The sequence below is a fragment of the Terriglobus sp. YAF25 genome (genome assembly GCF_052113305.1).
GTDB lineage: Bacteria > Acidobacteriota > Terriglobia > Terriglobales > Acidobacteriaceae > Terriglobus.
The window spans coordinates 1-25,272 of record NZ_JBFRCY010000043.1 but is presented as its reverse complement, the minus strand read 5'-3'; the positions used below and the strand labels follow the sequence as shown (position 1 = coordinate 25,272).

19 protein-coding genes are annotated in these 25,272 nt (G+C 57.4%); 7 read left to right on the top strand and 12 right to left on the bottom strand.

Annotated features, from left to right (window positions below; genetic code table 11):
* Positions 1-1,280 (top strand): potassium-transporting ATPase subunit KdpB (gene kdpB, locus AB4043_RS02985; protein WP_442306477.1); only part of this gene is annotated, 1,280 nt, incomplete at its 5' end.
* Between the two features lie 11 nt (positions 1,281-1,291).
* Positions 1,292-1,843: a potassium-transporting ATPase subunit KdpC gene (gene kdpC / locus AB4043_RS02980; protein WP_442301732.1), complete on the top strand. Its 552-nt coding sequence runs from the start codon at positions 1,292-1,294 to the stop codon at positions 1,841-1,843.
* Positions 1,844-2,021: 178 nt separating this feature from the next.
* Here the strand turns inward: kdpC and AB4043_RS02975 are convergent, their stop codons facing one another.
* From AB4043_RS02975 to AB4043_RS02965, 3 genes are read right to left on the bottom strand one after another with little or no spacing between them, the layout of a single operon-like run.
* Positions 2,022-3,035 carry an aldose epimerase family protein gene (locus tag AB4043_RS02975; protein WP_442306476.1) on the bottom strand — a complete coding sequence of 338 codons (1,014 nt, stop codon included), beginning with the start codon at positions 3,033-3,035 and terminating at the stop codon, positions 2,022-2,024.
* Positions 2,932-4,584, bottom strand: a complete 1,653-nt coding sequence (locus AB4043_RS02970; protein WP_442306475.1) for a ribulokinase — start codon at positions 4,582-4,584, stop codon at positions 2,932-2,934. Before AB4043_RS02970 ends, AB4043_RS02975 begins: the two co-directional genes overlap by 104 nt.
* Positions 4,585-4,591: 7 nt before the next feature.
* Entirely contained in the window at positions 4,592-5,278 is a 687-nt protein-coding gene (locus tag AB4043_RS02965; RefSeq protein ID WP_442301735.1) for an L-ribulose-5-phosphate 4-epimerase, read from the bottom strand.
* A gap of 145 nt (positions 5,279-5,423) precedes the next feature.
* Between AB4043_RS02965 and araA the strand changes: the two genes are divergently transcribed.
* Together araA and AB4043_RS02955 are read left to right on the top strand one after the other, a co-directional pair.
* Positions 5,424-6,884, top strand: coding sequence for an L-arabinose isomerase (gene araA, locus AB4043_RS02960; RefSeq protein WP_442301736.1), 1,461 nt, complete (start codon positions 5,424-5,426; stop codon positions 6,882-6,884).
* Between the two features lie 208 nt (positions 6,885-7,092).
* A complete protein-coding gene (locus AB4043_RS02955; protein ID WP_442306474.1) occupies positions 7,093-7,857 on the top strand; it encodes a LacI family DNA-binding transcriptional regulator in 765 nt (254 codons plus the stop codon).
* Here AB4043_RS02955 and AB4043_RS02950 read toward each other — a convergent pair.
* Together AB4043_RS02950 and AB4043_RS02945 are read right to left on the bottom strand one after the other, a co-directional pair.
* Complete coding sequence (locus tag AB4043_RS02950) at positions 7,854-9,266, bottom strand: sensor histidine kinase (protein ID WP_442301738.1); 1,413 nt, start codon at positions 9,264-9,266, stop codon at positions 7,854-7,856. The two genes, AB4043_RS02955 and AB4043_RS02950, sit on opposite strands and share 4 nt — an antisense overlap.
* Positions 9,263-9,943 (bottom strand): response regulator transcription factor, encoded by a 681-nt coding sequence (locus AB4043_RS02945; RefSeq protein WP_442301739.1) that lies wholly within the window; start codon positions 9,941-9,943, stop codon positions 9,263-9,265. Before AB4043_RS02945 ends, AB4043_RS02950 begins: the two co-directional genes overlap by 4 nt.
* Before the next feature lie 358 nt (positions 9,944-10,301).
* Between AB4043_RS02945 and AB4043_RS02940 the strand changes: the two genes are divergently transcribed.
* Both AB4043_RS02940 and AB4043_RS02935 read left to right on the top strand, forming a co-directional pair.
* On the top strand, positions 10,302-10,700 hold the full coding sequence (locus AB4043_RS02940; RefSeq protein ID WP_442301740.1) for a hypothetical protein: 399 nt from the start codon (positions 10,302-10,304) through the stop codon (positions 10,698-10,700).
* Positions 10,701-10,746: 46 nt separating this feature from the next.
* Entirely contained in the window at positions 10,747-14,340 is a 3,594-nt protein-coding gene (locus tag AB4043_RS02935; protein ID WP_442306473.1) for a TonB-dependent receptor domain-containing protein, read from the top strand.
* Between the two features lie 132 nt (positions 14,341-14,472).
* On the opposite strand, the gene AB4043_RS02930 is transcribed toward AB4043_RS02935, so the two are convergent.
* The 6 genes from AB4043_RS02930 to AB4043_RS02905 form a co-directional block, all read right to left on the bottom strand.
* On the bottom strand, positions 14,473-15,258 hold the full coding sequence (locus AB4043_RS02930; RefSeq protein WP_442301742.1) for a ThuA domain-containing protein: 786 nt from the start codon (positions 15,256-15,258) through the stop codon (positions 14,473-14,475).
* 65 nt (positions 15,259-15,323) lie between these two features.
* Positions 15,324-16,520: an MFS transporter gene (locus AB4043_RS02925; protein ID WP_442301743.1), complete on the bottom strand. Its 1,197-nt coding sequence runs from the start codon at positions 16,518-16,520 to the stop codon at positions 15,324-15,326.
* A gap of 10 nt (positions 16,521-16,530) precedes the next feature.
* A complete protein-coding gene (locus AB4043_RS02920; RefSeq protein ID WP_442301744.1) occupies positions 16,531-17,304 on the bottom strand; it encodes a 3-ketoacyl-ACP reductase in 774 nt (257 codons plus the stop codon).
* A gap of 2 nt (positions 17,305-17,306) precedes the next feature.
* On the bottom strand, positions 17,307-18,422 hold the full coding sequence (locus AB4043_RS02915) for a hypothetical protein (protein ID WP_442306472.1): 1,116 nt from the start codon (positions 18,420-18,422) through the stop codon (positions 17,307-17,309).
* A gap of 9 nt (positions 18,423-18,431) precedes the next feature.
* On the bottom strand, positions 18,432-19,244 hold the full coding sequence (locus AB4043_RS02910) for a sugar phosphate isomerase/epimerase family protein (RefSeq protein ID WP_442306471.1): 813 nt from the start codon (positions 19,242-19,244) through the stop codon (positions 18,432-18,434).
* On the bottom strand, positions 19,244-20,410 hold the full coding sequence (locus AB4043_RS02905; RefSeq protein ID WP_442301747.1) for a Gfo/Idh/MocA family protein: 1,167 nt from the start codon (positions 20,408-20,410) through the stop codon (positions 19,244-19,246). Before AB4043_RS02905 ends, AB4043_RS02910 begins: the two co-directional genes overlap by 1 nt.
* A 168-nt stretch (positions 20,411-20,578) precedes the next feature.
* On the opposite strand from AB4043_RS02905, the gene AB4043_RS02900 reads away from it, so the two are divergent.
* Positions 20,579-21,622, top strand: coding sequence for a LacI family DNA-binding transcriptional regulator (locus AB4043_RS02900; RefSeq protein WP_442301748.1), 1,044 nt, complete (start codon positions 20,579-20,581; stop codon positions 21,620-21,622).
* 135 nt (positions 21,623-21,757) lie between these two features.
* On the opposite strand, the gene AB4043_RS02895 is transcribed toward AB4043_RS02900, so the two are convergent.
* Positions 21,758-25,272, bottom strand: a 3,515-nt coding sequence (locus AB4043_RS02895; protein ID WP_442306470.1) for a hypothetical protein, incomplete at its 5' end; no start/stop codon positions are given.

Sequence of the window (25,272 nt, the reverse complement as noted above, 5' to 3'; positions counted from 1 at the left end):
CGCTTCTGGTATGCCTGATTCCAACGACCATCGGAGGCTTGCTCTCAGCCATCGGCATCGCCGGTATGGATCGCCTGGTACAACACAATGTACTGGCCACCTCCGGGCGCGCTGTAGAAGCAGCCGGTGACGTCAACACGCTGCTGCTGGACAAGACCGGGACCATCACCATCGGCAATCGTCAGGCGTCGGAGTTCGTACCAGCTCCTGGCGTAAAGGCCGAAGTGCTTGCGGACGCCGCTCAACTCTCATCGCTGGCGGATGAGACTCCGGAAGGACGTTCCATCGTTGTTCTGGCGAAGGAGAAGTACAACCTTCGCGGACGCGAGCTGGGACAGATGCATGCGGAGTTCGTTCCTTTCTCCGCAACGACACGTATGAGTGGCATCGAGGTGGAAGGCAGAACTATCCGTAAGGGAGCCGTCGACGCCATCGCCCGCTACCTGCAGGAGCATGGTTCGCCGATGCCCGCCGAGGTACGCGAGGCCGTGGAGACGATCGCGCGCAGCGGCGGCACCCCGCTGGTCGTCGCTGAGAACGGTGCGGCTCTCGGCGTCATTCATCTGAAGGACGTTGTAAAAGGCGGCATGCGCGAACGCTTCGATCAGCTTCGCGCTATGGGCATTCGCACGGTCATGATCACGGGCGACAAYCCGYTGACCGCGGCAGCCATTGCGCGGGAGGCGGGTGTTGACGACTTCCTGGCGGAAGCGAAACCGAAGGACAAGATGGACCTGATCAAGCGCGAGCAGGCGGAGGGCAAGCTGGTGGCCATGACTGGCGACGGCACCAACGACGCTCCCGCACTTGCACAGGCCGATGTGGGCGTGGCCATGAACAGCGGCACGCAGGCGGCAAAAGAGGCGGGCAACATGGTCGATCTCGACAGCAACCCTACGAAGCTGATCGAGATTGTGGCCATCGGCAAACAGTTGCTGATGACCCGGGGCGCCCTGACCACCTTCTCCATCGCCAACGATGTGGCCAAGTACTTCGCCATCATCCCGGCGATGTTCGCGGGCTTCTTTCCTGTGCTGAATGCATTGAACATCATGCACCTGCACAACGCGGAGTCCGCCATACTTTCGGCCATCATCTTCAACGCACTGATCATCATTGCCCTGATTCCGCTGGCACTGCGCGGTGTCAGCTACCGACCGATGTCCGCAGCCGCGCTGCTGCAGCGCAACCTGCTGGTGTATGGACTGGGCGGGATCATAGTACCGTTTGTCGGCATCAAGGTGATCGATATCGTCATCGTCGCCATGCATCTTGCATAGAGGAACTCACCATGAAGAAACATCTCATTACCGCAACCCTCTATACCCTGGTTACCGCAGTGCTGTTGGGGATTATTTATCCGCTGGCAATCACTGCGATCTCACAGCTTCTCTTTAGGGATAAGGCCAATGGACAACTTGTGACCCAGAAGGGTGAGCTGATCGGCTCGAAGCTGATCGGCCAGCCCTTCACCGGGCCAACCTACTTTCATAGCCGGCCTTCGGCTGCCGGCGCCGGCTATGACGCATCGGCATCCAGCGGATCAAACCTTGCCTCAACCAACAAGGCATTGATCGATCGCGTCACAGCAAGTGTTGCCGCGGAGAAGGTGAGCAACGTCCCGGTGGATCTGGTCACTGCATCTGGATCGGGTCTCGATCCAGACATCTCTCCTGCTGCTGCACTGGCACAGGTATCGCGGGTCGCGGCGGAACGCCATCTGGACGAAGCCAAACTGCGGACGTTCGTGGAAGGTCACATCACCGATCGTCAGTTTGGTCTGCTGGGAGAGCCACGCGTGAATGTGCTGGCCTTGAATCTGGCGCTTGATGCTGGGATCTAGTGTGGTGTCTGAATCTAGGGCAGGTTCACATTGCCCTCAGCGGCTGAAGCCGCTTTCCCTGTGAAGCTTCATACGGGACGGCTAAAAGCCGTCCCCTTAGGCAAGGCATTCGCGCTGCAGCGCGAACTGAAATGGCCAGACGTCTGTAAGACGTCTGGCCATTTTCAAAGGGATCTGACTACTTAGTGGCAACGCCGAAGGTGAAGACCGTCGACGAGGTGCGTATTTCGCCGGGCTTCAGCAGCGTGGTCGGGAAGCCTGGCTTGTTGGGTGAATYGGGATAGTGCTGTGTCTCCAGGCAGAGGCCCATGCGCTTGGTGTACTTCACACCGCCGCGCCCTGTTAGTGAACCGTCCAGGAAGTTACCGGAGTAAAACTGTACGCCCGGCTCCGTCGTGGTAACCGTAAGTGTACGTCCGCTCTTCGGCTCGACCACTTCTGCCGCGAGCTTCATTACGCCGTTCGGCCCGTTCAGGATCCAGTTATGGTCATAGCCACCGGCAACGGTGAGCTGCTCGAAGTTGGCGCCGATACGCTCGCCGATCGCATGCGCCGACCGGAAGTCCATCGGTGTGCCCTCGACAACATCCATATTGCCCGTCGGGATCAAGGTCTTTGAGGTGGGCGTGTAGTGGTCCGCATTGATGTGGATCTGATGTCCGAGGACATCTTCCGTTCCACCCGTGAGATTGAAGTAAGTGTGATTGGTGAGATTGACGACGGTAGCTTTATCGGTCGTCATCCGGTAGTCGATGCGGAGGGCGTTGCCCTTCAACGTATAGGTCACCTGCGCCGTCAACTTGCCAGGGAAGCCCATGTCGCCGTCAGGAGAGATGAGCGTCAGCTCCACGCCGTTAGGCACCTGTTTCGCCGTCCAGAGCTTCTTATCGAAGCCGACCGGGCCGCCATGCAGGGCGTTCGGGCCATCGTTCGTGGGCACCTGATAGGTCTGGCCATCGATTTTGAATTGGCCGAGAGCGATGCGGTTGCCGTAACGGCCGACCACAGCACCGTTGTAGGTTTTGTCCTTCAGCCACTCGGGCAGCGTATCGAAGCCCAGCATCACGTCGGCAACCTTGCCGGTGCGATCAGCCGTCTTGATGCTGATGAGCTTCGCTCCGTAGGTCATGACCTTCGCTTCGACCTGCGGGCTCTTGAGGGTGTAGACGTCTACTCCCTGTCCATCCGGCATCTTGCCGAAGAACGTCTCCCAAAACCACCGCAGATGCATCCGGTCGTCCAAAAGCAAAGTACACCTTACGGTAAAGCGCGTACAGGCGCTCATAGACAGCCGCCGCCTTCGCCTCTGGCATATAGGTCTTGAACGGCAAGCAGAGCGCAGCCTGTGCGGCCTCGATCGACGGGTAAACCCCGGCAGCAACCAGCGCGATGATGCCGGAACCGAGGCTGGTAGGCACACCATCGGGCACAAGCACCGGCTTGTTGAGAACATTCGCATAGATCTGGTTCAGAGTTGCGTTGTTCTGCGGGATACCGCCTCCGTTGATGACGCGTTCCACCGGTACGCCATACTCTTCCATGCGCTCCAGGATGATGCGCGTGTGGAAGGCCGTTCCTTCAATGGCAGCATGCAGCTCGTCCTGTGCCGTATGAATGAGGTTCCATCCGAGGGTGATACCTCCCAGCTCCGGATTCACCAGCACAGTGCGGTCACCGTTGTCCCAGCTCAGGCGCAGCAGACCGGTCTGACCGGCACGGTAGCTCTCCAGCCCCTGGGCCAGTTCCTTCACATTCTTCCCGGCACGGCGGGCAATCGCTTCAAAGATGTCGCCGACGGCAGAGAGGCCCGCTTCAATACCGGTGAGCTGCGGGTCAACGCTGCCTGGAACCACGCCACAGACTCCGGGGACGAGCTGTGTCTTCTCCGCCATGGCGATGATGCAGGTCGAGGTGCCGACGACGTTGACGACATCGCCCTCTTTACAGCCCGCTCCTAGTGCATCCCAATGCGCGTCGAAGGCGCCTACCGGAATAGGAATGCCCGCCTTCAGGCCCATACGGTCGGCCCAATGTGCGTGCAGCCCTCCATAAATATGATCGGAGGTCAGATATTCTCCCCCGATCTTTTCCCGAATGCCTGCCAGAAGCGGATCGACCCTGATCAGGAACTCTTCCGAAGGCATGCCTCCCCACTTCGGATTCCACATCCATTTGTGGCCCATGGCGCAGACGGATCGCTTGATGCCGGCGGGATCGGTAACACCGGTAAGCGTTGCCGCCACCATGTCACAGTTCTCGATCGCGGTTCCGAACCGGCCGCGCTCCTCCGCGGTTGCATTACGGAGCCAGTGCAGCAGCTTCGCCCATCCCCATTCGTGGGAATAGACGCCGCCGCACCACTCGATTGCTTCCAGTCCCGTCGTATGGGCCAGCTCGGTGATCTCACGGGCCTCTCGGTGTGCGCGGTGATCGCACCAAAGATAGTACGGCCCAATGGGCTGCATCGCGTCGTCCACCATCAGTACGCTGGAACCGGTGGTATCCAGGGCCATCGCGGCGACATCTTCACCTCTTGTGCCGGTCTGCTCCAGTACTTGCCGCGTGGCTCGCACCAGGGCTTCCATCTGGTCGTCGTGCGACTGCGTGGCATAGTCCGGATCTTCACGGCGGCGATGCAGCGGATACTCGGCGACCGCCGTGCCAAGTCTTCCCTTTTCCGAATCCAATAAGGTCACACGAACGCTGAGCGTTCCAAAGTCTGCGCCTGCAACGATAGCCATCTTTTCCTTACCTCTGTCCGTAGGTGGCGTTGGCGCCATGTTTGCGGAAGTAATGCCGGTCCAGCAATGCCTGCGACACGCCTGCAGCGGAATTTAACAGCACGGTCATAAAAGCCATCTTCGCCACAGCCTCCAGGACGACCGCATTGTGTGCGGCATCCATCGGATCACGACCCCAGGCAAAGGGTGCATGCCCGGCCACCAGGACTGCAGGAACAGCCAGCGGATCGATACCCTTGAACCGCTCGGCAATCGCATACCCGGTGTTCAGAACGTAATCACCGTTGATCTCTTCGTCCGTCAGCTCGCGTGTGCATGGGACGGGGCCGTGGAAGTAGTCCGCATGGGTGGTTCCCAGCGCGGGAATCTCGCGGCCGGACTGAGCCCATGCCGTAGCGTTCTCCGAATGGGTGTGCACGACTCCACCGATAGTGGGAAAAGCGCGGTACAGCTCCAAGTGGGTCTTCAGGTCGCTGGAGGGCCGCAAATCACCTTCCCTGATATTGCCGTCGAGATCGCAGACCACCATGTGTTCCGGGCGAAGCGCGTCATAGTCCACGCCGCTCGGCTTGATGACTACCAGACCGCTCTCGCGGTCGATACCGCTGGCGTTGCCAAAGGTGTAGAGCACGAGGCCGCGGCGTACGAGGTCAAGGTTGGCTTCGAGCGTTTTCTCTTTCAGTTCCTGCAGCATGTCGCACCTTATGTGGAATTGCGGTGAGTATACGTTTTCTGAAGAACCGGGAACAAGTAGAGACAAGTAGGTTATCTGGGCTCTCTTGCAACTCTTTGGGTAAACGATTACCGTGAAGGGGGCAATACGAAAGGAAAACGTATCGATGGCATCGACAGCTTCTCTGGAAATCTGGTTTGTGACCGGCAGCCAGCACCTCTATGGTCCTGAAACCCTGGCAACGGTCGCGGAGAATTCTTCGAAGATTGCCGCATCGCTCGACAGCAACACAGCTATTCCCGCAAAGGTAGTCTGGAAGCCGACGCTCACCTCTCCTGAAGCGATTCGAGACCTCTGCCAGGAGGCCAATTCCAGCAAGAACTGCATTGGCCTGGTGCTGTGGATGCATACGTTTTCTCCGGCCAAGATGTGGATCGCCGGCCTGTCACTGCTGCGTAAGCCGATCCTGCAGCTCCACACCCAGTTCAACCGCGAGCTGCCATGGGCGACCATCGACATGGACTTCATGAACCTGAACCAGGCCGCTCATGGCGACCGTGAGTTCGGACACATTACCGCCAGGCTCCGTCTACCCAGAAAGGTCGTTGTCGGCTACTTCGCCGATCCCGAGACCGTTACCGAAATCGGCGTCTGGAGCCGCGCGGCGCTCGGCTGGCACGAATCTCAGAACCTGAAGGTTGCCCGCTTTGGCGATAACATGCGCCATGTCGCCGTCACCGAAGGCGATAAGGTGGAGGCCCAGCGCGTGTTTGGGTATACCGTCTCCGGCTATGGCATCGGCGATCTTACAGATCGCATGGCGCAGTTCAGCGACCAGGAGGTTGCCAGGCTGGTCAGCGAATATCGCGAAAGCTATTCGATTGCGAGCCAGCATGACCGCGCCGACTCACTGACTGTAGCCGCCCGCATTGAACTGGGTTTGCGCGCATTTCTGACAGAGGGAGGTTTCGGTGCGTTTACCGACACCTTTGAAGACCTGCACGGCATGGGTCAGCTTCCCGGCATCGCGACACAGCGCCTGATGGCTGACGGCTATGGATTCGGCGGAGAGGGCGACTGGAAGACGGCAGCCCTGGTCCGCGTGATGAAGGTGATGGCTCAGGGTCTGGAGGGTGGAACTTCGTTCATGGAGGACTACACCTATGACTTCTCCGGGACGCCCAAGGTCCTGGGGTCGCACATGCTGGAGATCTGCCCTTCCATCGCCGACGCCAAACCCTCGCTTGAGGTTCATCCTCTTGGCATTGGCGGCAAGGAAGATCCCGTTCGTTTGGTCTTTAATACACCCGCGGGTCCGGCCATTGTTGCCAGCGTTGTCGATATGGGCGACCGTTTCCGTATGATTGTCAACGATGTGGATGTTATTCCTGCGGAGCACGATCTGCCCCGTCTGCCGGTAGCACGGGCCGTTTGGATTCCGCGGCCAAGTCTGAAGACGGCGGCAGCCGCGTGGATCTATGCCGGAGGAGCACACCACACAGGTTTCAGCCAGGCGCTTACGATGGAGCACATGGAAGACTTTGCAGCGATTGCCGGCATCGAGCTGATCCGCATCGATGCCGAGACCAGGCTGCGCGATATCCGTCAGGCATTAACGCGCGGCTAGAGCATTTTTCCTGAAGGTGTAGTGTAGAGCTTACGAATTATAATGGCGTTTTCCTTAATGAAAACGCCATTGCACACGCCTTCCGGGACACCCAGCAACAGGAAAAATGCGCTAAAAGGCGCCGGGGCAGAGATGAGGATCGATCGGTTTGAAAAAACGCAAGCGGTCAGACGCCAGGAACGCTAAAAGCCGTCTGGATATTCGCACTGTGGCACACGCGGCCGGAGTTTCGGTGGCAACCGTATCGCGGGTCATCAATAAGGTCCCGTCCGTCGATCCTGCCCTGGCAAAGAATGCGGTGATGACCTTCGGCATTGAAGAGCCGCTGCTGGACCGGCTGGCATCGCAGGGTATCCCCATGGTCTTTATCGACCTGGCGCCGAAGAAGAAAGGGATCTCGACGATCCGGGTGGATTATCAGAAAGGTATCCACGAGGCCGTACAGCATCTGGCCGTACTCGGGCATCGGAGACTTGCATTCATCTCCGGACCGGAACGGCTTCACTCTGCTGTTGCCCGGCTGCAGGCCTTTCGCAGCGCCGTCGACGAGATCGGATTGCGTGTGCCGGAGAGCTATATCTTCCACGGAGACCATACCGTGGATGGCGGCGAACGCGGCGTTGAGCACCTGCTTGCGCTCAGCAAGCCACCTACCGCCATCATGTGCTCGAACGACATGACCGCCATTGGCGCTATGCACGCGCTCTCACGGGCAGGATTGTCGATCCCCAAAGACATCTCCCTGATCGGATTCGATGACATTCGTATCAGCGAGTACATGTTGCCGCCGCTGACCACGATCCGGATGTCCGGACGAGACATTGCCGCCAGTGCCGTGACGTCGCTGCTCGATTCTTCCTCTCCTCCGCGGGAGGTGGAAACGAAGCTGGTGGTGCGTCAGACAACTTCGGTACCGGCCGGCACACTCGCCGACTTGCGCAAGAAATCTGGGAAGGCGCAACGCGGCCGTTAGGAACGGCCTGTTCCTCGCTCAAGTTGGCCGTTCGACACAGGAAGCTTTACCGTGACGATGGCGCCCCCGGCTCGATGGTTGTCGATCTCGATGCTTCCGCCGGCACGATCGCAGATCGCCTTACAGATCGAGAGACCGAGACCGGTGCCACCGCTCTTCCGGCTGCGTGACGGATCACCTCGATAGAACGGTTCAAACAGGTGAGGACGATCTTCCTCTGTGATGCCTTCGCCATGGTCGCGAACGGTTAATGTTGCCGTAGTTCCATCAGACCGCAGGGCAATCTCGACCGTCCCATGATCAGGGCTATGTTGCAGAGCGTTCACGATCAGGTTGGAACAAAGAAGCGCCGCATCTCGCGCGTCCACAGGCACGGAGACTGTTGCCACCGGAGAGGCCTTCAAGGTGACTCTATTCAGCGAAGCAAACGAGGCGCTCTGGGTCACGTTGTCCTGCAGAACCTGGTGAAGCGCACTCGTTGGCGAGACAGCATCGGCCGGCTGCTCCAGGCGTGCAAGCGTCAACATCTGCTGCACCGTCTCTTCCAGCCGCGTGAAATCTTCAAGTGCGATACCGAGACCCTTTCCATATTCCTCGACGCTCCGCTCCTTCATGGTGAGTAACTGCAGCGACGATTTAACGATGGCGAGGTCTGTCTTCAGTTCGTGCGCCGCATCGCGGGTGAAGCGCTTTTGCTGCTCGAACGAACTCTGAAGCCGGTTGACGGTTCGCTCAATAGCAGACGCGAGCGGCCGCAATTCCGTAAGGTGCATCGCTACCTCCGGAGCCGTAAAGCTCCAATGCACGGAGTTCACCTTGTCTGCCTCGGATGCCAGTACATGAATCGGAGCCAGCAGCTTGCGAATCATCCAGACGAGCAGAATTGCTGTGACTCCCAATAAGATCGCTGTCGCGACCATGAAAAAGCGTGTCGCCTCCCAGATCTCGTGCCACACACGGCCATCCGGCTGTCCATAGAGGATGTGCACCTGATGGACCACAGCACTGGCGGTTCCGGGATCGACGACCCGTTCTCCATCAAGAGCAAAGAAGCGGTAGGAGTGACCCTGGATCTTGACTCGCCGAAAAGAATCGGGCTCGATGGAGAGCTCAGGTACCGGCCCCTCGGTACCGAGAACGTGTCCCTCACCGTCAGTTACGCGATACACCGCGTGCGGCGTTCGCGGAATTCTGCGCACGTCGAGGCCAATGTTGGGGGAGGAGTCTTCCGCTTCCTGCACCGCCCCTAGAAACGCGTTTGCGGAAGCCCTGAGGTTGGCATCGAAGGCACGGTACTCATCCTGATGCTCATTGACGATGACAGCGACGATCAGCAGAACTGCGGCGAGCCCTTCCAGAAGCAACACAGCGGTAATAAGCCGCCGCGTAATAGAACTCCCTTGGTTCACGACGAAGCTTCCTCGCTCAACCGGTATCCGCGATGCCGCAGGGTTTCGATCAAAGGCTCTGTTCCTTGAAGGTTCAGCTTGCGGCGGAGATTGGAGATGTGGGCCTCAATGACATTGGAATGATGTTCCCACTCGAAGTCGTAGAGATGCTCCAGCAACTCCTGCTTTGAAACGATCGCGCGTGGACGATATGACAGGTACTGCAGGATGCGGTATTCCATCGGAGAAAGGTCGATCTCCTGACCGCGCCTCTTTACCGTTTGGCGAACAGTATCAATCTCCATGTCGGCGACCTGGATGATGGTAGAGGAGACACCCTTCGCGCGGCGGATAAGCGCCTTGACGCGGGCCAGCAGCTCGCCCAGGTCAAATGGCTTGGCAAGGTAGTCATCTGCCCCACTATTGAGGAGGTCGACGATCGTCTCTTTGCCATCGAGCGCTGTCAGCACCAGGACAGGAGTACGGGACTTCGTCTGCCGAAGCTCGGTCAGGACTCGCTTGCCGCTCTTCCCAGGCAGCATCAGGTCCAGGATGATGGCGTCGAAGATATCCTGCACCGCCATGTGAGACCCGGTAATGCCATCGGCCGCATGGTCGACCGCAAAACCCGCCTCGCGAAGTGCCTGGGCAATATTCTCCGCGAGCCGTTTTTCATCCTCAATGATGAGAAGACGCACCCTTATACCTCATCCATATTTTCTCTGCCATGGCTTAATACCGGCTGAATAGCACACCGTATCAGATTTCTCGTCTCGCACGGGCGCGCTTTATCCCCCTCCTTACAACCGCACACCCAAGGGGAAAGCGAAGATAGCGGTAACAAGGGATATATCGGTATATCCCAATGAAAACAGATACCTCCACCGAGGCTCACACTAGGACATTTGACTGATGTTCATCTGTGGCCAAGGGAAATAAGCTTGCCCCCAAGCAAAAAACTGAGCTTTTACGCCATAAACGCGCAAAAAGCCTGTAAAAATCTGTCCGCTTTGTTTGGCTTCTCCGTTTTCCTAGTTCCCCTATGGAGTGTGGCAAGTGAAACTAAGCCAGCGCATCGCTATTTTTCTGTTCTGTTGTCTTGCCGCTTCGGCGACTCATTCCATCTTTGCCCAGATGGCTGCCGGAGGTCTGCGCGAAACGGTTGCTGACGCTGCAGGAGGGCGAGCAGCTGAAGCCGCTCCCGCGCTAATCCTCGCCAGAACCGGCATTGCCCAGGGATTTGCCTCACACCCCCTCGGGCCTTCCACGCTGACAGCAGAAACCGACGCCGGCTTCGCTCCACAACAAAGTTTCGATTCATCGACCTCGGGATTTCACACGTGGTCGATTCGCCACGGTCTCGCCCAAAACTTACATTCACTTCGATCTTCCGTCGGGCAAGAGGCAGTACCGGAAGATCCGCTACAGGTACTTGCTCCCACAACAAAGAAGTAGAGAAAGCAGCACCTTCACGCAGCACCAACACTTTTAGGAGACACCGATGCGGCAACGAATTCGATTCTTTCGCTTCATGACGATGTTGCTCCTGGCTGTCTGTAGCAGCTTTGCTATGGCCCAGACGATCACCGGCAGCATCAACGGTACCGTGACCGACGCCTCCGGCGCCGTTATTCCAAACGCCAGTGTCGTCGCAACGAACGTGGACACCGGAGTTGAAACTCCGACCACAACCAACAGCGACGGTATCTACAGCCTTCGCTTCCTGCAGATCGGTAAGTATAAAGTAACGATCACCTCTTCCGGGTTCGCCACAACAACCTATGGCCCATTCGCCCTGGAGACAGGTCAAACTGCAAAGATTGACGGCAAGCTGGGGGTTGCGAATCAATCGCAGAAGGTCACCGTCGAAGCTGAGATTGCTCCGCTAATCAATACTGAGAGTCCAACCCTTGCCACTACGTTGGATACTCGCGCCATTGAGAATCTTCCTCTGGTCAGCCGCAATCTCAATGCCCTGACGATGTTCCTTCCCGGCGCGATCAGCACCTCGCCGAACAGCTTCGTCAGCAATGCCTCGATCTCCGGACCGCTCAGCGGCAACAATCCGGCCGGCGCCAGCAGCAATAGCTCCGTCTCCGTCAACGGTAACCGTCAACAGACCAACCAGTACCTGCTGGATGGCATGAACATCAATCAGACGTTGGATGACACTCCGGGCTATAACCCAAGCGTCGACGCAATCGGTCAGGTGCAGGTCATCTCTGCCAACGCTCCCGCGGAATACGGGAATGTGCTTGGCGGCGACATCATCTATCAGACCAAGAGCGGCACAAACCAGTTCCACGGCAGCGCCTTCTACTTCCTTGGCAATCACCTTCTGAATGCCAACTCATGGCTCAACAAACACGGATCGACCATTGTTCCCAGAACCAGCTTCACGCGTAGCATCTTCGGTGCGACATTTGGTGGTCCGATCTTCAAGGACAGGCTCTTCTTCTTCGGCGACTACCAGGGTGGCCGTTATCACTCCGGTGGTAGCGGACTCGCGACCGTGCTCACCGACAAGATGCGTAGTGGCGATTTTTCTGAACTGCTCAACCCCGCTCTGATGTGCTCTGGTGATCCGGGTGGAGTCTGCGCGAATAACGCTCGTCTAATTGAGTTGTACGACGCGACGACCGCGGGTAATCCCAGATACGCCAATAACCAGATCACTATCTCCAACCCCGCGGCGCAGTATCTATTGGCTCATCCTGAGCTCTATCCGCGTGCAAACCGTGCGCCGGATGCCAGCAATACTCCGGCTCGCAACAACTATGTTGGTCCCACCAAACAGCGTAACTATGGCAACCAGTTCGATATCAAGGTTGACTGGAAGGCGACGCAAAAGGACAACCTGTCTGTCCGCTTCTCCTATGCAAATCAGGGACAGACGACCCAGAATGTTCTTCCTACCAGCTTTGCCAGTGCTCCCACCTTCCCGGTACGCGGCGTGGCTATCAATGAGATCCATAGCCTCAACTCAGCAATGGTCAATGAGTTTCGCGCCGGCTACACCCGCATTCAGAACAACGGCGCAGTTTTGCTTGATCCTACCGGCGCCTTTGGCTTGAGGGGAGACAGCGTGCTCGGTATCGGAAGCAGCAATCCGGTCAATCAGCAGTTTGCCGGATTTTCCGCACTCGGCTTCACAAACTCCGCCAGCCCTCAGGGTTTTACCGTAACAAACGGGAACGAGTACACCACTCTCGGCAACCAGAACACCGGAACGAACTACACCATCAATACCTTCCTGTATGGTGACAACTTCACCTGGCTCAAGAACCGCCACACCTTCAAATTTGGTGTGCAGTTCCTGCGTCAGCAACAGAACAACTTTTACCCAGGTAATGATGGCTCACTCGGCGGTTTCTTCTATCTAGGCCCTGGAACCTCGAGCGCCACCGCTCCTGCCAACGGACATAGCACCGGCTACACGGCTGCTGACTTCCTTCTGAACCGCGCCGGTTTCAAGAGCATCGGCGGCGTCGCCGGTCCAGTCGGTATGCGTCAGTGGCGCGATGCCTACTTCATCCAGGACGACTGGAAGGTTCTTCCCACCCTCACCCTCAACCTCGGTGTCCGCTACGAGTACTCGCAGCCGATCTATGAGGTCAACCATAAAATGTCGACCATCGACCCCGCGAACCCGAGCAGGATCATCATCGACGGCAATAACACCTCCGTTTGCCAGCCCTTCGGTCTGCCCTGCATCACGGCTAGTGCTGCCGGATAWGGTCGCGGCTTGGTTGATCCGTACTATGGCAGCATCATGCCCCGCGTCGGTTTTGCCTTATCAGTTAATCCCAAGTTTGTCGTTCGCGGCGGATACGGGCTGCAGAACTACATGGAAGGCACCGGTGCGAATCTCCGTATGACCACCAATCTTCCTTTCCAGTCGGCTTCCCAACTCAGCGGCAATCTCCCTGGCTCGGGCAATACCGCCGGTTCTTTCTATAACGTGCAGGGTGGCTTTGGAGCAGCCTCTGCGTTGTCGAATGTCTATAACGTCTGGAATAAGAAGATCAAACCGGCATACATCAGCATCTACAACATGACCGTGGAGTATCAGTTCAGCAGCACCGCTTCCCTTCAAGTCGGTTATGCCGGCGAGTCGGGCCAGCACCTGGTCACCGCAAACCAGCGCAACCAACTGCATAATCCTTGCGTCATCAACGGAGCTCCGGTACCGGTCAACACGGCCACTCCTAACGCAGCTTGTCTCACCTTGGCTCCGGCACCTTTCTATACGACTCCAGGAGTGGGTTATAACGGCGTCATTCGTTACACGGACTCGAACGCCTCCATGAACTATAACTCTTTGCAGGTCAGCTTCCGCCAGCGCGTATGGCATGGTCTGCAGTACACCGCTAACTACACCTACAGCAAGGGCCTCACCAACAGCACCGGCTTCTATGGCGTACCAAGCGTTTCCGTCGCCAGCGCCTATGCAGAAAATGTCTACGATCTCCATTCAGAGTGGGGCCCTGTTGGACAGGATATTCGTCACGCTCTTAACTACAACCTGGTGTATGACCTGCCGGTCGGCCGCGGCCGGATGTTGGGCAGAAACATGCCGCGGATTCTCGACGAGGTAATCGGCGGATGGAAAACGGGCATGACAGGCATTGTCTATACCGGATTCCCTGTCAACATCGGCGCAACTAACAACTCTATGGTCAATGGCAACTCTCAGCGCGCAAATCACTATCGCCCATTGAAGGTTGTCAATCGTTCCATCAACAACTGGTTTGGAACTGACCCGTCGGCTATCCCATGTGCTGCCGGCGTAGACAATGGTGTCTGCGCTTACGGTCAGCCCGCACCTGGAACCTTCGGCACCGCTCGTCCAACCTCGGAACGGGCTCCAGGATTCCAGACCTACGGAGCTTCCGTTACCAAGGACTTCACCATCTGGAATGAGCATCAGATCAATTTCCGCGCTGATGCCGATAACCTCTTCAACACTGCCTATTGGTCTAACCCAGCCAGCAGCGTAGGCGCTCCCGCAACCTTCGGTTCGATCTCGGCTCAGAGCTCGCCCATTCGCAACAATCCCCGTGCCATGCAGTTGTCAGTCAAATACCACTTCTAGGCGGCTGCAACTTCCGCTTAGCATTCCAGCAACAAAGAGAAGGCCCGGCTTATGCCGGGCCTTTCTTATTAGCCTACTGATCGTTGGATGTGGATCGGAATCCTATCTTCCGTCCGCTCTGCGCGGGACCGTTCAATGCATTTCCTGTACTCCGCTAGCCCACATAATCCCGCGCCGGATGAGATTAAGGATCATCGGATCCTCATAGTCTTCCTTGTTATGCCCAAGTGCCAAGTAGAACTCACGTCCTCCATCGAAGGTGTGATACCAGGCGACCGGCAACATCTCCGGATAGCTATTCAGATCCARCTTCATCTTCTCCGTGTTGATGAGCGTCGAGCGTCGCACGCCAAGCAGAGGATGGATATCGGGATTCATCAGCGTAAAGAAGTAGCACTCGTCCTTGTGCTGTAGCTTGGCAGGCAGCTCTTTGGTGAAGGGACTGGTGTGATCCAACACCTCCACCGTCAACACCTGCTGCGGGGGATGCTCAACAAATCTTCCTCCGAGGACGGAAGCAAAGTATGGCCACGAACGTTCCGAGCCGGAAGCTGAGTGAAGGCCGACAAATCCGCCGCCGTGTTCAATGTAGTCTTTGAAGGCGTCACGCTGCTTGTCCGTGAGGAAGGCTTCGTTGTTGGTATTGGCGAAGACTAAAACAGCGTAACGGCTGAGACGTGATGGCTCAAAATACTCCGGATCGTCGGTGACATCGACCTCAAACCCTGCCTCGGCGCCAAGCTTCTTAACGGCGGCGACACTTGAGGCGATATTTTCATGAACATACCCCTTGCCGTTACGGGTATAGATCAACATCCCGGGCCGGGTATTCTGGGCGTTCGCTGCACTGGATATCAACGACGCGGCAACGAGGGCAACCGCCGACAGATAGAAGCGGATTTTCTTTTGTTTCTCCATCGCAACACTCCAACATTCATCGCAAAGTCTACAGCTCAAATACCGTACGCGCTAACGGAGGCACTCTACGCATTCGCACGCATGAGTTCTCTGCCTCGTTGTTCTTTACGGACAGCAAGCGCGGCCGCAAGCAGTGCAAAGGTAATAAGCTCAAAGACCGCCAGCGCTCTTGCATATCCCAATGAGTCGCGGAGCCCATACTCCACCATCACGCATGGAGCTCCGAGCAGAACACCAAACTGGTAGACAAGTCCGGGAAAGAGGCCGCGTGCGCCTTCCGGAGCAAGCTCATTGAGATGAGCCGGAATCACGCCGAAGGCTCCCTGCACACCAAACTGCATAAGAAACGCGCCTGCGGCGAGCCATGCGACCGACCCTCCAAATGCCCATGCGGGTACGGCCAACAGGCAGATCAGCAATGCCATATAGATGCTGTTGCGCCGGCCTAGCCAATCCGAGATACGGCCAAAGACAACGGCCCCCAGAACAGCACCCACGTTATAGAAGATCGCCATATTGGCTGCGGATCGCAGGCTGAATCCGTGCACCACGCGGAGGAAGTCGGGATAGAGGTCCTGCGTTCCGTGAGAGAGACAGGTGATCAGCATCATCAGAACCGTCAGCAGGACGAAGTTGCCCCAATGAGCGCCGATCGTACGCAGGAGATTCGGACGAGCTTCCGTGGCTGCCTGCCGATAAGTATCGGGAGAGAACAGAATCAGCACGACGATCCACACCGCCAGGCAGAGTCCGCTCCAGAAGAGCCACTGCCATCCAACAGCAGGAGCGAGTGTACGCGCCATCGCTGCCGCCAGAAGGTATCCCAGTGAGTAGCCCGCCTGCAGAATTCCAGAGAAGAGACCGCGCAATGATACGGGACAGCTCTCCATCACCAGCGCCGCACCGACGCCCCAGTAACCTCCCATGCCGATGCCATAGAGCGCGCGCAACACGAGGAAGACTGAAGAGCTTGGAGCCAACGGGGTCAGCGCCGTAATGAGGGAGAAATAAAGCACGCAGCAGAGGAGCGGAATGCGACGTCCCCAACGATCGGCACAGTAGCCGAAGAGAAACGCGCCCACAGGYCGCATGACCAGCGTTGCAGTAATGGTGGCTACGATCGATCCTTTGCTGACACCGAAGTGTGCTGCAAGCGAATCCATGACGAAGACGAGGATGAAGAAGTCATACGCATCGAGCACCCAGCCAAGGATGCCGCTGGCCACTGCAAAACCCCACCGCCTGTTTCCTGTTGCGATCATCCACACGCTCCTATAACCGCGGTACAGTCAATCCACCATCAAGATGCAGCACAGACCCAGTTGCATAGGGGATCTCGCCGCGGGCCAGCACACTCACAGCTCGTCCGATGTCTTCCGGAGTTCCCCACCGCGCCTCAAGCAGCAGGCCTTCCTGGATGAGACGGTCGTATTTCTCTTTTACGGCACTGGTCATATCGGTAGCGATAATGCCGGGCCGGACCTCGTAGACTGAGATGCCATGCTCAGCAAGGCGAACAGCCCACAGATGGCTCGCCATCGCAATGCCGGCCTTCGAGATGCAGTAGTCACCGCGGTTGACGCTGGCAACCTCCGCTGAGACAGAACCCACATGGATGATGGCGCGGTGTCGTCTGCTCACAGCCTGCTGGCGGATCATCCATTGCGCGGCGGATTGCGTAAGAAAGTATGGGCCCTGCAGATTGGTGCGGATCAGCTCCTCAAAGCTTGCCTCATCGGCTTCGAGGATATCGGCACGGCGGCGCGGCGCCATGCCCGCGTTATTCACCAGAACATCCAGACGGCCAAATGCCTCTTGTGTGGCTTGAAGCAGCGCCTCGCGATCATCGCGGGACGAGACATCCGCGCGAAGATAGCGCACGGTTGCACCCCGCTGCTCCAGCGCTGTCAGGAATGAGTCAACCTCTTCCTCACTCCGAAGGCCTGCCAGCATCAGATCAAAGCCATCGATGGCGAGGCGCTCCGCGATGCCTGCGCCGATACCCCGTGTTCCCCCGGTGATGAGTGCAACGTTCCGTGTCGTCATGGTTACTCGAAGAAGGTGTAGTAGCTTCCGTCAGCAATGCGTGTAATCAGAAGGGCCAGCTCCAGCAGGTGATAGTCTCCCCACATACTGGACTCCCCATGCGGAGCCAACCCAGGCACGGGTACATGATCCCAGCCATTGGGCCGGTGATAGATGGTATGCAGCAGTAATCCTTCATGTTCCGCGGCGTTGGAAAGATAGCGCGGCTCAAAAAGCGTCTGAGCAACGGTCAGTCCGGCAGAGGTGTAATGGATTCCTGGATCTCCAAGAAGATGACCAAGGCGCAACAGGCCCTGTGCGGCGATAGCACTCGCCGAGGCATCAACCGGCTCAAACCGGTTTTGCGGCTCGGCGTCGCGGTCCCTCCACTCAAGAAAGGACGCAAGTCCGGGAGCACCGGTGTCCCAATAGCAGATTCCGTTACGCGCCGTAGCACAGCCTATGTAGAAGTCGCAGGTAGCGTGCGCCGCCTTGTAGAGCGCATCGAGCGTTTCCTGATAAGCGCCGTGATTCCTCCGCTGGTCTTCAGGCAACGATTCCAGAAACTCAACCTGCTCCGTCAAGTGACCGAGCACATGAGAGAGTCCGCAAATGCGCAATGTACGGAACGTATCGACAAAGAGTGAATGACTTCCGTTGAAGGAATAGATGTAGCCGGTATCATTCGAAAGCTGCGTCCAACGGCTCGCCTGCACTGCACCGCTGACCTTCAACGCAATCTCGCAAGCCGCAAGATCACCACCGTCATCGGCAATGCGGCCGGAGCGTATCAGGCGGCGAAGGTTTCCGTAGGTAGAGACGCAGTTGAAACCGTGATCATGCACACCAGTGTGAGTGAGATGAACCGGCATCTCACGCCGGATGTGCTCGCGGGCTAGGTCGACGAGACGCGCGTCTCCACCGATCTCGAAAGCGAGCAATGCATTTCCAAAGAGAAATCCGTGTGTCCAGTTTGTCCAACTGCGCGAGGTGTACTTCCCATTGACGGTAATAACAGGCGCACCATCCTCGCTCTTCCAGCGGCGCAGCAGCGCCTGTGTCTTGTTGGCCGCAAGCTCTGCCGTGGTGAGAGCCTTTGCCTTAAGGTCTGTCGCGCGAATGGATGAGTGGATCTGCATGTTGTGCCTCTACACCAACTCCAGAAATCGCTGTTTTGTCCTTGTCAGAACGGCATCCGGATCTTCATCCCAGATCGCCTGATTGAAGATCTCGACCTCGATCGGTCCGCTGTAGCCAGCGGCTTCAACCGCGGCACGCAGCGTGCGGAGATCAATGATGCCGTCGCCCATCATGCATCGTCCCAGCAGGTTATCCGGTAACGGCACAGGCCAGTCCGAAACGTGAAAACCCATAGTCCTGCGGGAAGCTGCGGCAATCTGCTGCAGTACATTGGGGTGCCACCAGATGTGAAAGACATCGAGCACCACGCCGACACGATCTTCGGCATACGGAGCCGCCAGTTCCAGCGCCTCATCTACGGTGGTCAGTACAGAACGGTCACCCGCAAACATGGGATGCAATGGCTCCAGCCCGAGCTTTACACCCGCCTGCTCCGCATACGGAACAAGCGCGGCGATACCATCTCGAACCATCTCTCTTGCCGCAGCGATACCTACTGGAACTGCACCACCTACAACGAAGACCAGGACATCAGCATTGAGCGCGGCAGCTTCATCAATGGCGCGGAAGTTATCGTCGATCTTTGCGCGGCGCTCGATTGCATCGGGGGCAGGAAACATGCCGCCACGGCAAACACTCGATACATGAAGCCCGGCATCTCGAACGGCCTGCACGCTTTGCTTCAGCCCAAACGCGCTGATCTTATGCCGCCACAGAGAAATGCAGGGAACGCTATGCCGCACGCAGGCCTCCGCCGCTTCACCAACGCTCCACGCGGGAGTCGTGATCTGGTTCAGCGACAATCGCGAGAGCTGTGCCACTAGCACACCGCCTTTACGGGAACGATCGGCGGCACCTGCATCCACCGTCCCTCTTCCCATGACTGTAACGCCAGTTCCGCCAGTTGGACGCCGCGAGCTCCATCCCAGAAATCATGCGGAAAAGGCTTACCTTCGGCAACGGCTTTTAGATAGATCTCCCACTGCACTTTGAAAGCGTTGCCGAACTCCATATTGTCGGGCACGTCCGTCCAACTGTCGCGGAAGGGAATGGGATTGGCGATATCAGGATTCCATACCGGACGCGGCGTATTCACACGATGCTGTACGCGGCATTCGCGCAGACCGGCAATCGCGCTGGCTTCAGTGCCGTCGACCTGCATGGTGAGCAGTTCGTCCCGATAGACGCGGGTTGTCCATGAAGAGTTGAACTGCGCGATGATACCCCCCTTCAAAAGAAAGGTCCCGTAGGCGGCGTCATCCGCAGTGCAACCGTAGGTCTTCCCCGCCTCATCCACACGCGTGGGAATATGTGTTGCGCCTAGGCAGGAGACCGCTTCTACCGGCGCAAAGGTATGGTCCAATACGTATCGCCAGTGCGCAAACATATCGAGGATGATGCCTCCATCCTCTTCCTTGCGGTAGTTCCAGGAAGGCCGCTGTGCCGGAAGCCCCCAATCACCCTCGAAGACCCAATAACCAAACTCTCCTCGGATAGACAGGATGCGGCCGAAATAGCCCGAGTTCACCAGGCGGCGTAGCTTCCGGATGCCGGGAAGGAAGAGCTTATCCTGCACAACGCCATGACGGACACCGGCGGCATCGGCAGCCGCGGCAAGACGTGCGGCGCTGTCAGCGGTCGTCGATAACGGCTTTTCACAGTAGACATGTTTTCCGTGCTCAATGGCGCGCATGACGCTCACCTCGCGCATTCCTGTCAGACCGGAGTCGAAGTAGATCGTGTCCTCCGGATTCGCCAGGCAGGCATCAAGATCCGTGCTCCAGCGGAGACCGCCGTGCTGCCTGCTGATCGCTTCTAGCTTCTGCGGGTTGCGCCCCACGAGAATCGGATCTGGCATAAGCCGTCTGCCGTCAGAGAGCAGAACTCCGCCCTCAGCACGGAGCTGGAGAATCGACCGAACCAGGTGCTGGTTCAACCCCATACGCCCAGTCACACCGTTCATGATGATTCCAATTCGTTCCGCCATCGTCCCCCTCATTGAGTCAGCTAACGCATCCAGGTGTAGACGCACCGCGCGCACAATTCTCCCTTATTGGGAGCGCTAACAATCTAGTTACCGCTTCTCCGGCTTGTCAACGTTGGACTCATAAAAAGATGCCCATCTTCCCCGGTCGGCGGCTATGATGGAGGCTCTGTGTCTGTCTCTCGCCCCATGGGTCGCGTGACCCTCGCCGACGTCGCCAAAGCAGCAGGTGTTGCCACCATGACGGTGTCACGCTATCTGCATGGCAATCCGAATATTTCAGCGGCCACCGCACGTAAGGTGAAGGCTGCGATCGATCGCCTTGGGTATCGGCCGAACTATGCCGCACGCGTGCTGATGGGCCAACCATCCAAGGTGATCGGGCTGATCCTTCCCAACCTTGCCAATCCATTCTTCTCACTGATCGCACATTGCGTGCAACAGGCGGCTCACGCGCGAGGCTATCTTGTGTGGATTGCTGCAACCAACGACGATCCCAGCAGCGACCTGGAACTGATTGAGCGGATGCACGATCATCATGTCGATGGCCTGCTTCTCGCATCCTCGCCAGGCAGCACGATTCCGCTGGAGAAGATGGGAGGGATTCCGACGGTTGCGATCGACCGGCCTTTGCGAGGCGCCGGTGTAGACTTTGTCACCGTCGACGATCGGGCAGCTGCCCGCGAAGCGGTCTCACACCTGCTGCAACATGGGTACAAGCGGATTGCGATCGCCGGAATCGATGCCCGGATCAGACCAATCCAGGAGCGCATCCTCGGTTATCAGGATGCCATGCACGCTGCCGGCCTGCCGGCCCTTCCCTACATTCGCTGCGACGATGCTGCCTCTGCGATACAGATCTGCAAGACGCTGAGAGCCGGTAAGCGCCCTATCGAAGCGCTCTTTCCACTTAACGGAGATAGCTCGGTACTCTTTCTGGAGGCCTTCGAAGAGTTGCGTATCTCCATACCGCGCGACCTGGCATTTTTCTCGTATGGCGATATCCCGCTCTCGCGGGCCATCCGCCCGCGCCTGAGTGCGGTACAACAGCCAATCGAAGCCATGGCCGAGCAGGCGGCTCTCCGGCTGTTGGAGCAGATCGAACAGAAGACAAAGCCATCTCGTGCCCGTATCAAGATCCCGGCCTCGCTTGTCATTCGGGAATCTTGCGGATGCAAACGAAAAGGCGAAATAAAGACGATACCCTCGATGTGAAGGCATCGTCTTTAGAGCATTTTCCTGTTGCTGCGTAGCCCGGAAGGGGAGTGCAGCGGCGTTTTCATTGCGGAAAACGCCCATAGATACGGAATTCCTACTCTACACCCACAGGAAAAACGCTCGAGTGCCTCATCAGAACGTAAGAGCTATCCCTAGATTGAACTGCCGCATTCCCGGAGCCTGCGCATTCGCCAGGCCGAAGGAAGCGTTCTGTGCGAATGTTCCATCGGATCGAATCGTAGAGAACGCTCCGTGGATAGCCGGACTGTTATTCAGAAGGTAGTAGTTGGTGTGATTCATGATGTTGATCACATCTGTCCAGAGCTCAAGCTTCACACGCGATTCAGAGAGGTCGAACCGCTTCCTAAGCGTGGCATTGGAGATAATGCTGCGGGGATTCCGCGCATCTCCCATGGTGCGGGGAATGTTTCCTAGCGCCGGATTATCTAACGATCCCGGCATAGAGAACGCGTTCGGATTCAGGACGCCTCCGCCAATCGTGGTTCCGAGAGGATCCCGTTTCCAATCCGGCTTGATGAGTGGTACCCCAGGAACACGGTTAGGGCGCAGTGAGACATCGGTGAGAGCGTTGCCATAATCGCATGGCGTGGCATTGTTGGAAGCGCCCGGAACAAAAGGCCGAGAGGTGGAGCAGAAAAACCCGGCGCTTCTGCCATTGACGCCGGCAACGATCGACAAAGGGTATCCGGACTGCATCGAAGTGGTGGTTGAGAGATTCCATCCACCAATCGCCGCATCCAGCCAGCGGGAAGAGTTGCTAAAGAATGTCTTCCCTTTCCCGAAAGGGAGATTCCAAACTTCACCGATAGAGAGATGCACCGGCACATCGAAAGCCGAGAGCGAGTAATCTCCCGTGGTGGTGTAGCCCCGCGGATAGAGGTATCCGTAAGCATCAATCTGTGTATCCCCCGGGCCGCCCTGGCCGCTGGAGGCATCGTCCAGTGATTTCGACCAGGAGAAGCTGGCAAAGAGACTGAGACCGAATTTCATCTGCTGGCGACCGGAAAGATAGAGTGCGTTATAGTTCGATCCGGCATTTCGGTCGTATGCCGTGTAAATCGAGTTCTGAAAGAACTGAGGGTAAGGCTTCATTCGTTGTAACGCAGTCGAGGTGTTGCCGTACTGGTCTTTGCCGGCGGTAATGAGATTCGTCCGGCTTTTGATTGCAGCTGTAATTGCGTTAATGCTCGGGACATTCACAGGAACGGGAGTCGAGTAGAGATGCGTCCCCTTTTGCCCGACGTAGTCCGCCTCTACTAGAGTTCCCTTCCCCAGTTGAAACTGCAACGATGCCGACCAGAGCTGTACATAAGGAACGGCACTGGACTGATTCACAGCTGGCAGATAGCTTGTCCCATTCCACGACTCAAGCAACGTATTACTCACGACAGGAGCCGCCGGCGGAGCGCCATTGGCAATGGGATTGGTGATGAGATTGACCCAGCCCGAACCAACACCGCCTACTCCGTTGGTCCCAGTCGTGGCAGCACCGCTCGTGAGGTTAGGAACGATATTGTTGCCAAGTCCTGTAAGCGGCGTATGCATCATGGCATAGGAGGCGCGCATCGTCATAAAGTGCGCCGGTTGATAGGCCAGGCCGAGACGCGGTTCGAAGCCTTTGTAATTGATCGGCCACAGAGTCGTGGGCAAGCCGTTGGTTCCGGAGAAGGCAAAACCGCCCATAGTGGCCACGCCATTCAATGTTCCAGTTCCATTGGAAATAAAACTTCCCTGGTAATTGAACTTCTCCATGCGCGGTGTTTCGAGGTTGTAGCGCAGCCCGACATTGATCGTAAGCCTGGGCAGAATACGCCAGTCATCCTGAACATAAGCAGCGCCATACTTCCAGCGGTAGTAATAGGCATGCGGCGTATTCACCGTAAATGTATTGAAGAGCCCCAGCATGTATCCCGCTACGCAGGACGAACCGGTAAACCCGGCTCCGTTCGTCAGCCCTGTATTGCAGGTAAAGCTGCCACCATAAAGATTGGTTTCGTCGTACCGATTTAGCTGCAGCGCCCGATAGTCCACACCGAACTTGATGGAGTGACGCCCCATCAGCATCGAATAGTCGTCACCGAAGCCATAGGTCTCATTGAGAATCTTTCCGAATCCAACGCTCTGTCCCAGCGTCGTAAGACTATTGCTGAAGATGAAGCCCGCCAGCCCTGCGCCTCTGATGGAAGGCGGTAGTCCAAGCCCCGTGTTGAAATCCTTGGTGAGCGACGCCGGCGCTGGGGTAAGCGAATCGTCGGAGCGCAGATAGGTGGCGCGAAACTCATTCACCATCGTTGGCTTCACGGTACGTACGTAGTTCGCCGAGATATTCCATCCATTCACCGACTCAGAGGGCTGATTGAGGACCGGCGTCGAAGGTCCGTTATAGTCGTAGCGAATGCCCGAGACCGGCACATTGGTATAGCGGACAAAGATGCGGTCTTTCGCTGTGAGGTTCTCATCGATGCGAAGGGAGTAGCGGTCATCATTCGTCGTCACACCGCGCACGCCGTAACCATTCATACCGTCAGGGTCGTAATGCCCGTCCGGATAGAAGAAGCGGGCATATGAGGTCGGTTGATCCGGCGTTGGCTGCGATGCCAGCAAAAACTTCGTAATTGGGTTCGCAGCCGCCTGCTGTGAGATATCGTTATTCGCAGCCCGCTGGTACTGAGCCACAGGAAGACGATTGCCTACAGGAAAGCCCTGCGCGTTCCGTGCAAACTGATAGACCACGGCGCCGGTTCGCGGAGCGTTCACCGCTGCGGCATATCCCTGGTTGCGAAGAACTGTCTGATCGAGCAGATCGAAGCTGTCGTTGAAGCGACCTGCAGTCTCATCCGGCGTCAGGAACCGCTTGCGGGTGTACGTGGCGCTCGTATTCCGTAGCGGCTCGTAGGCAAAGAAGAAGAAGGTTTTGTTCTTGTGGAATGGCAGCGGAACCGGTCCACCGACCGCAACGGTGAACAGATTCAGATGCTCATTCGGAGGCGCTCCGCCGGATCCACGATTCGGGATCATAAAGGCAGGGTCGCGATGACGCCAACGCAACGCGCCATGATACTTCGAGGTACCGGCCCGGGAGCCCTGGTTGATTACGCCTCCACCGGATCGCCCATACTGTGCCGGAAGACCGATGCTTTGCACAGAGACCGACTGGATCGCATCTCCCGAAAACGTCACACCTGTGCGTGGGAAGCCGGCAAGCGTGAGGTCAGAGCCATCGACAAGCTGAGGATTCATCCCCTGGCGGCTACCACCAATAGTGAGACCTGCTCCGGGAGCAATGGGACCGTTATAAGCGTTCGGGAGCTCCGAACCCACTCCGTCATTCGTCTGCGGATCGCCGGTTACGCCAGGAGCAAACAGAACAGCAGCGAGGACATTTCGCTCCGGAAAAGGAAGATCCGTCAGCACCTCTTTCTCGATCGTAGTTTGGAGGGCTGCCGAGGAGGTATTCAGGAGCTCGCCTTCGGCGGTGACGGTGACCACCTCCGTCGTCGTTCCCAGGTCCAGCTTTGCATCGACCTGGGTGATGCCTCCCACGCTCACATTGATCCCTGAGACGTTTTTTGTATTGAAACCCGGCGAGTGAATCTTCAGGAGGTAAGAACCGGGAGGTACAGCGG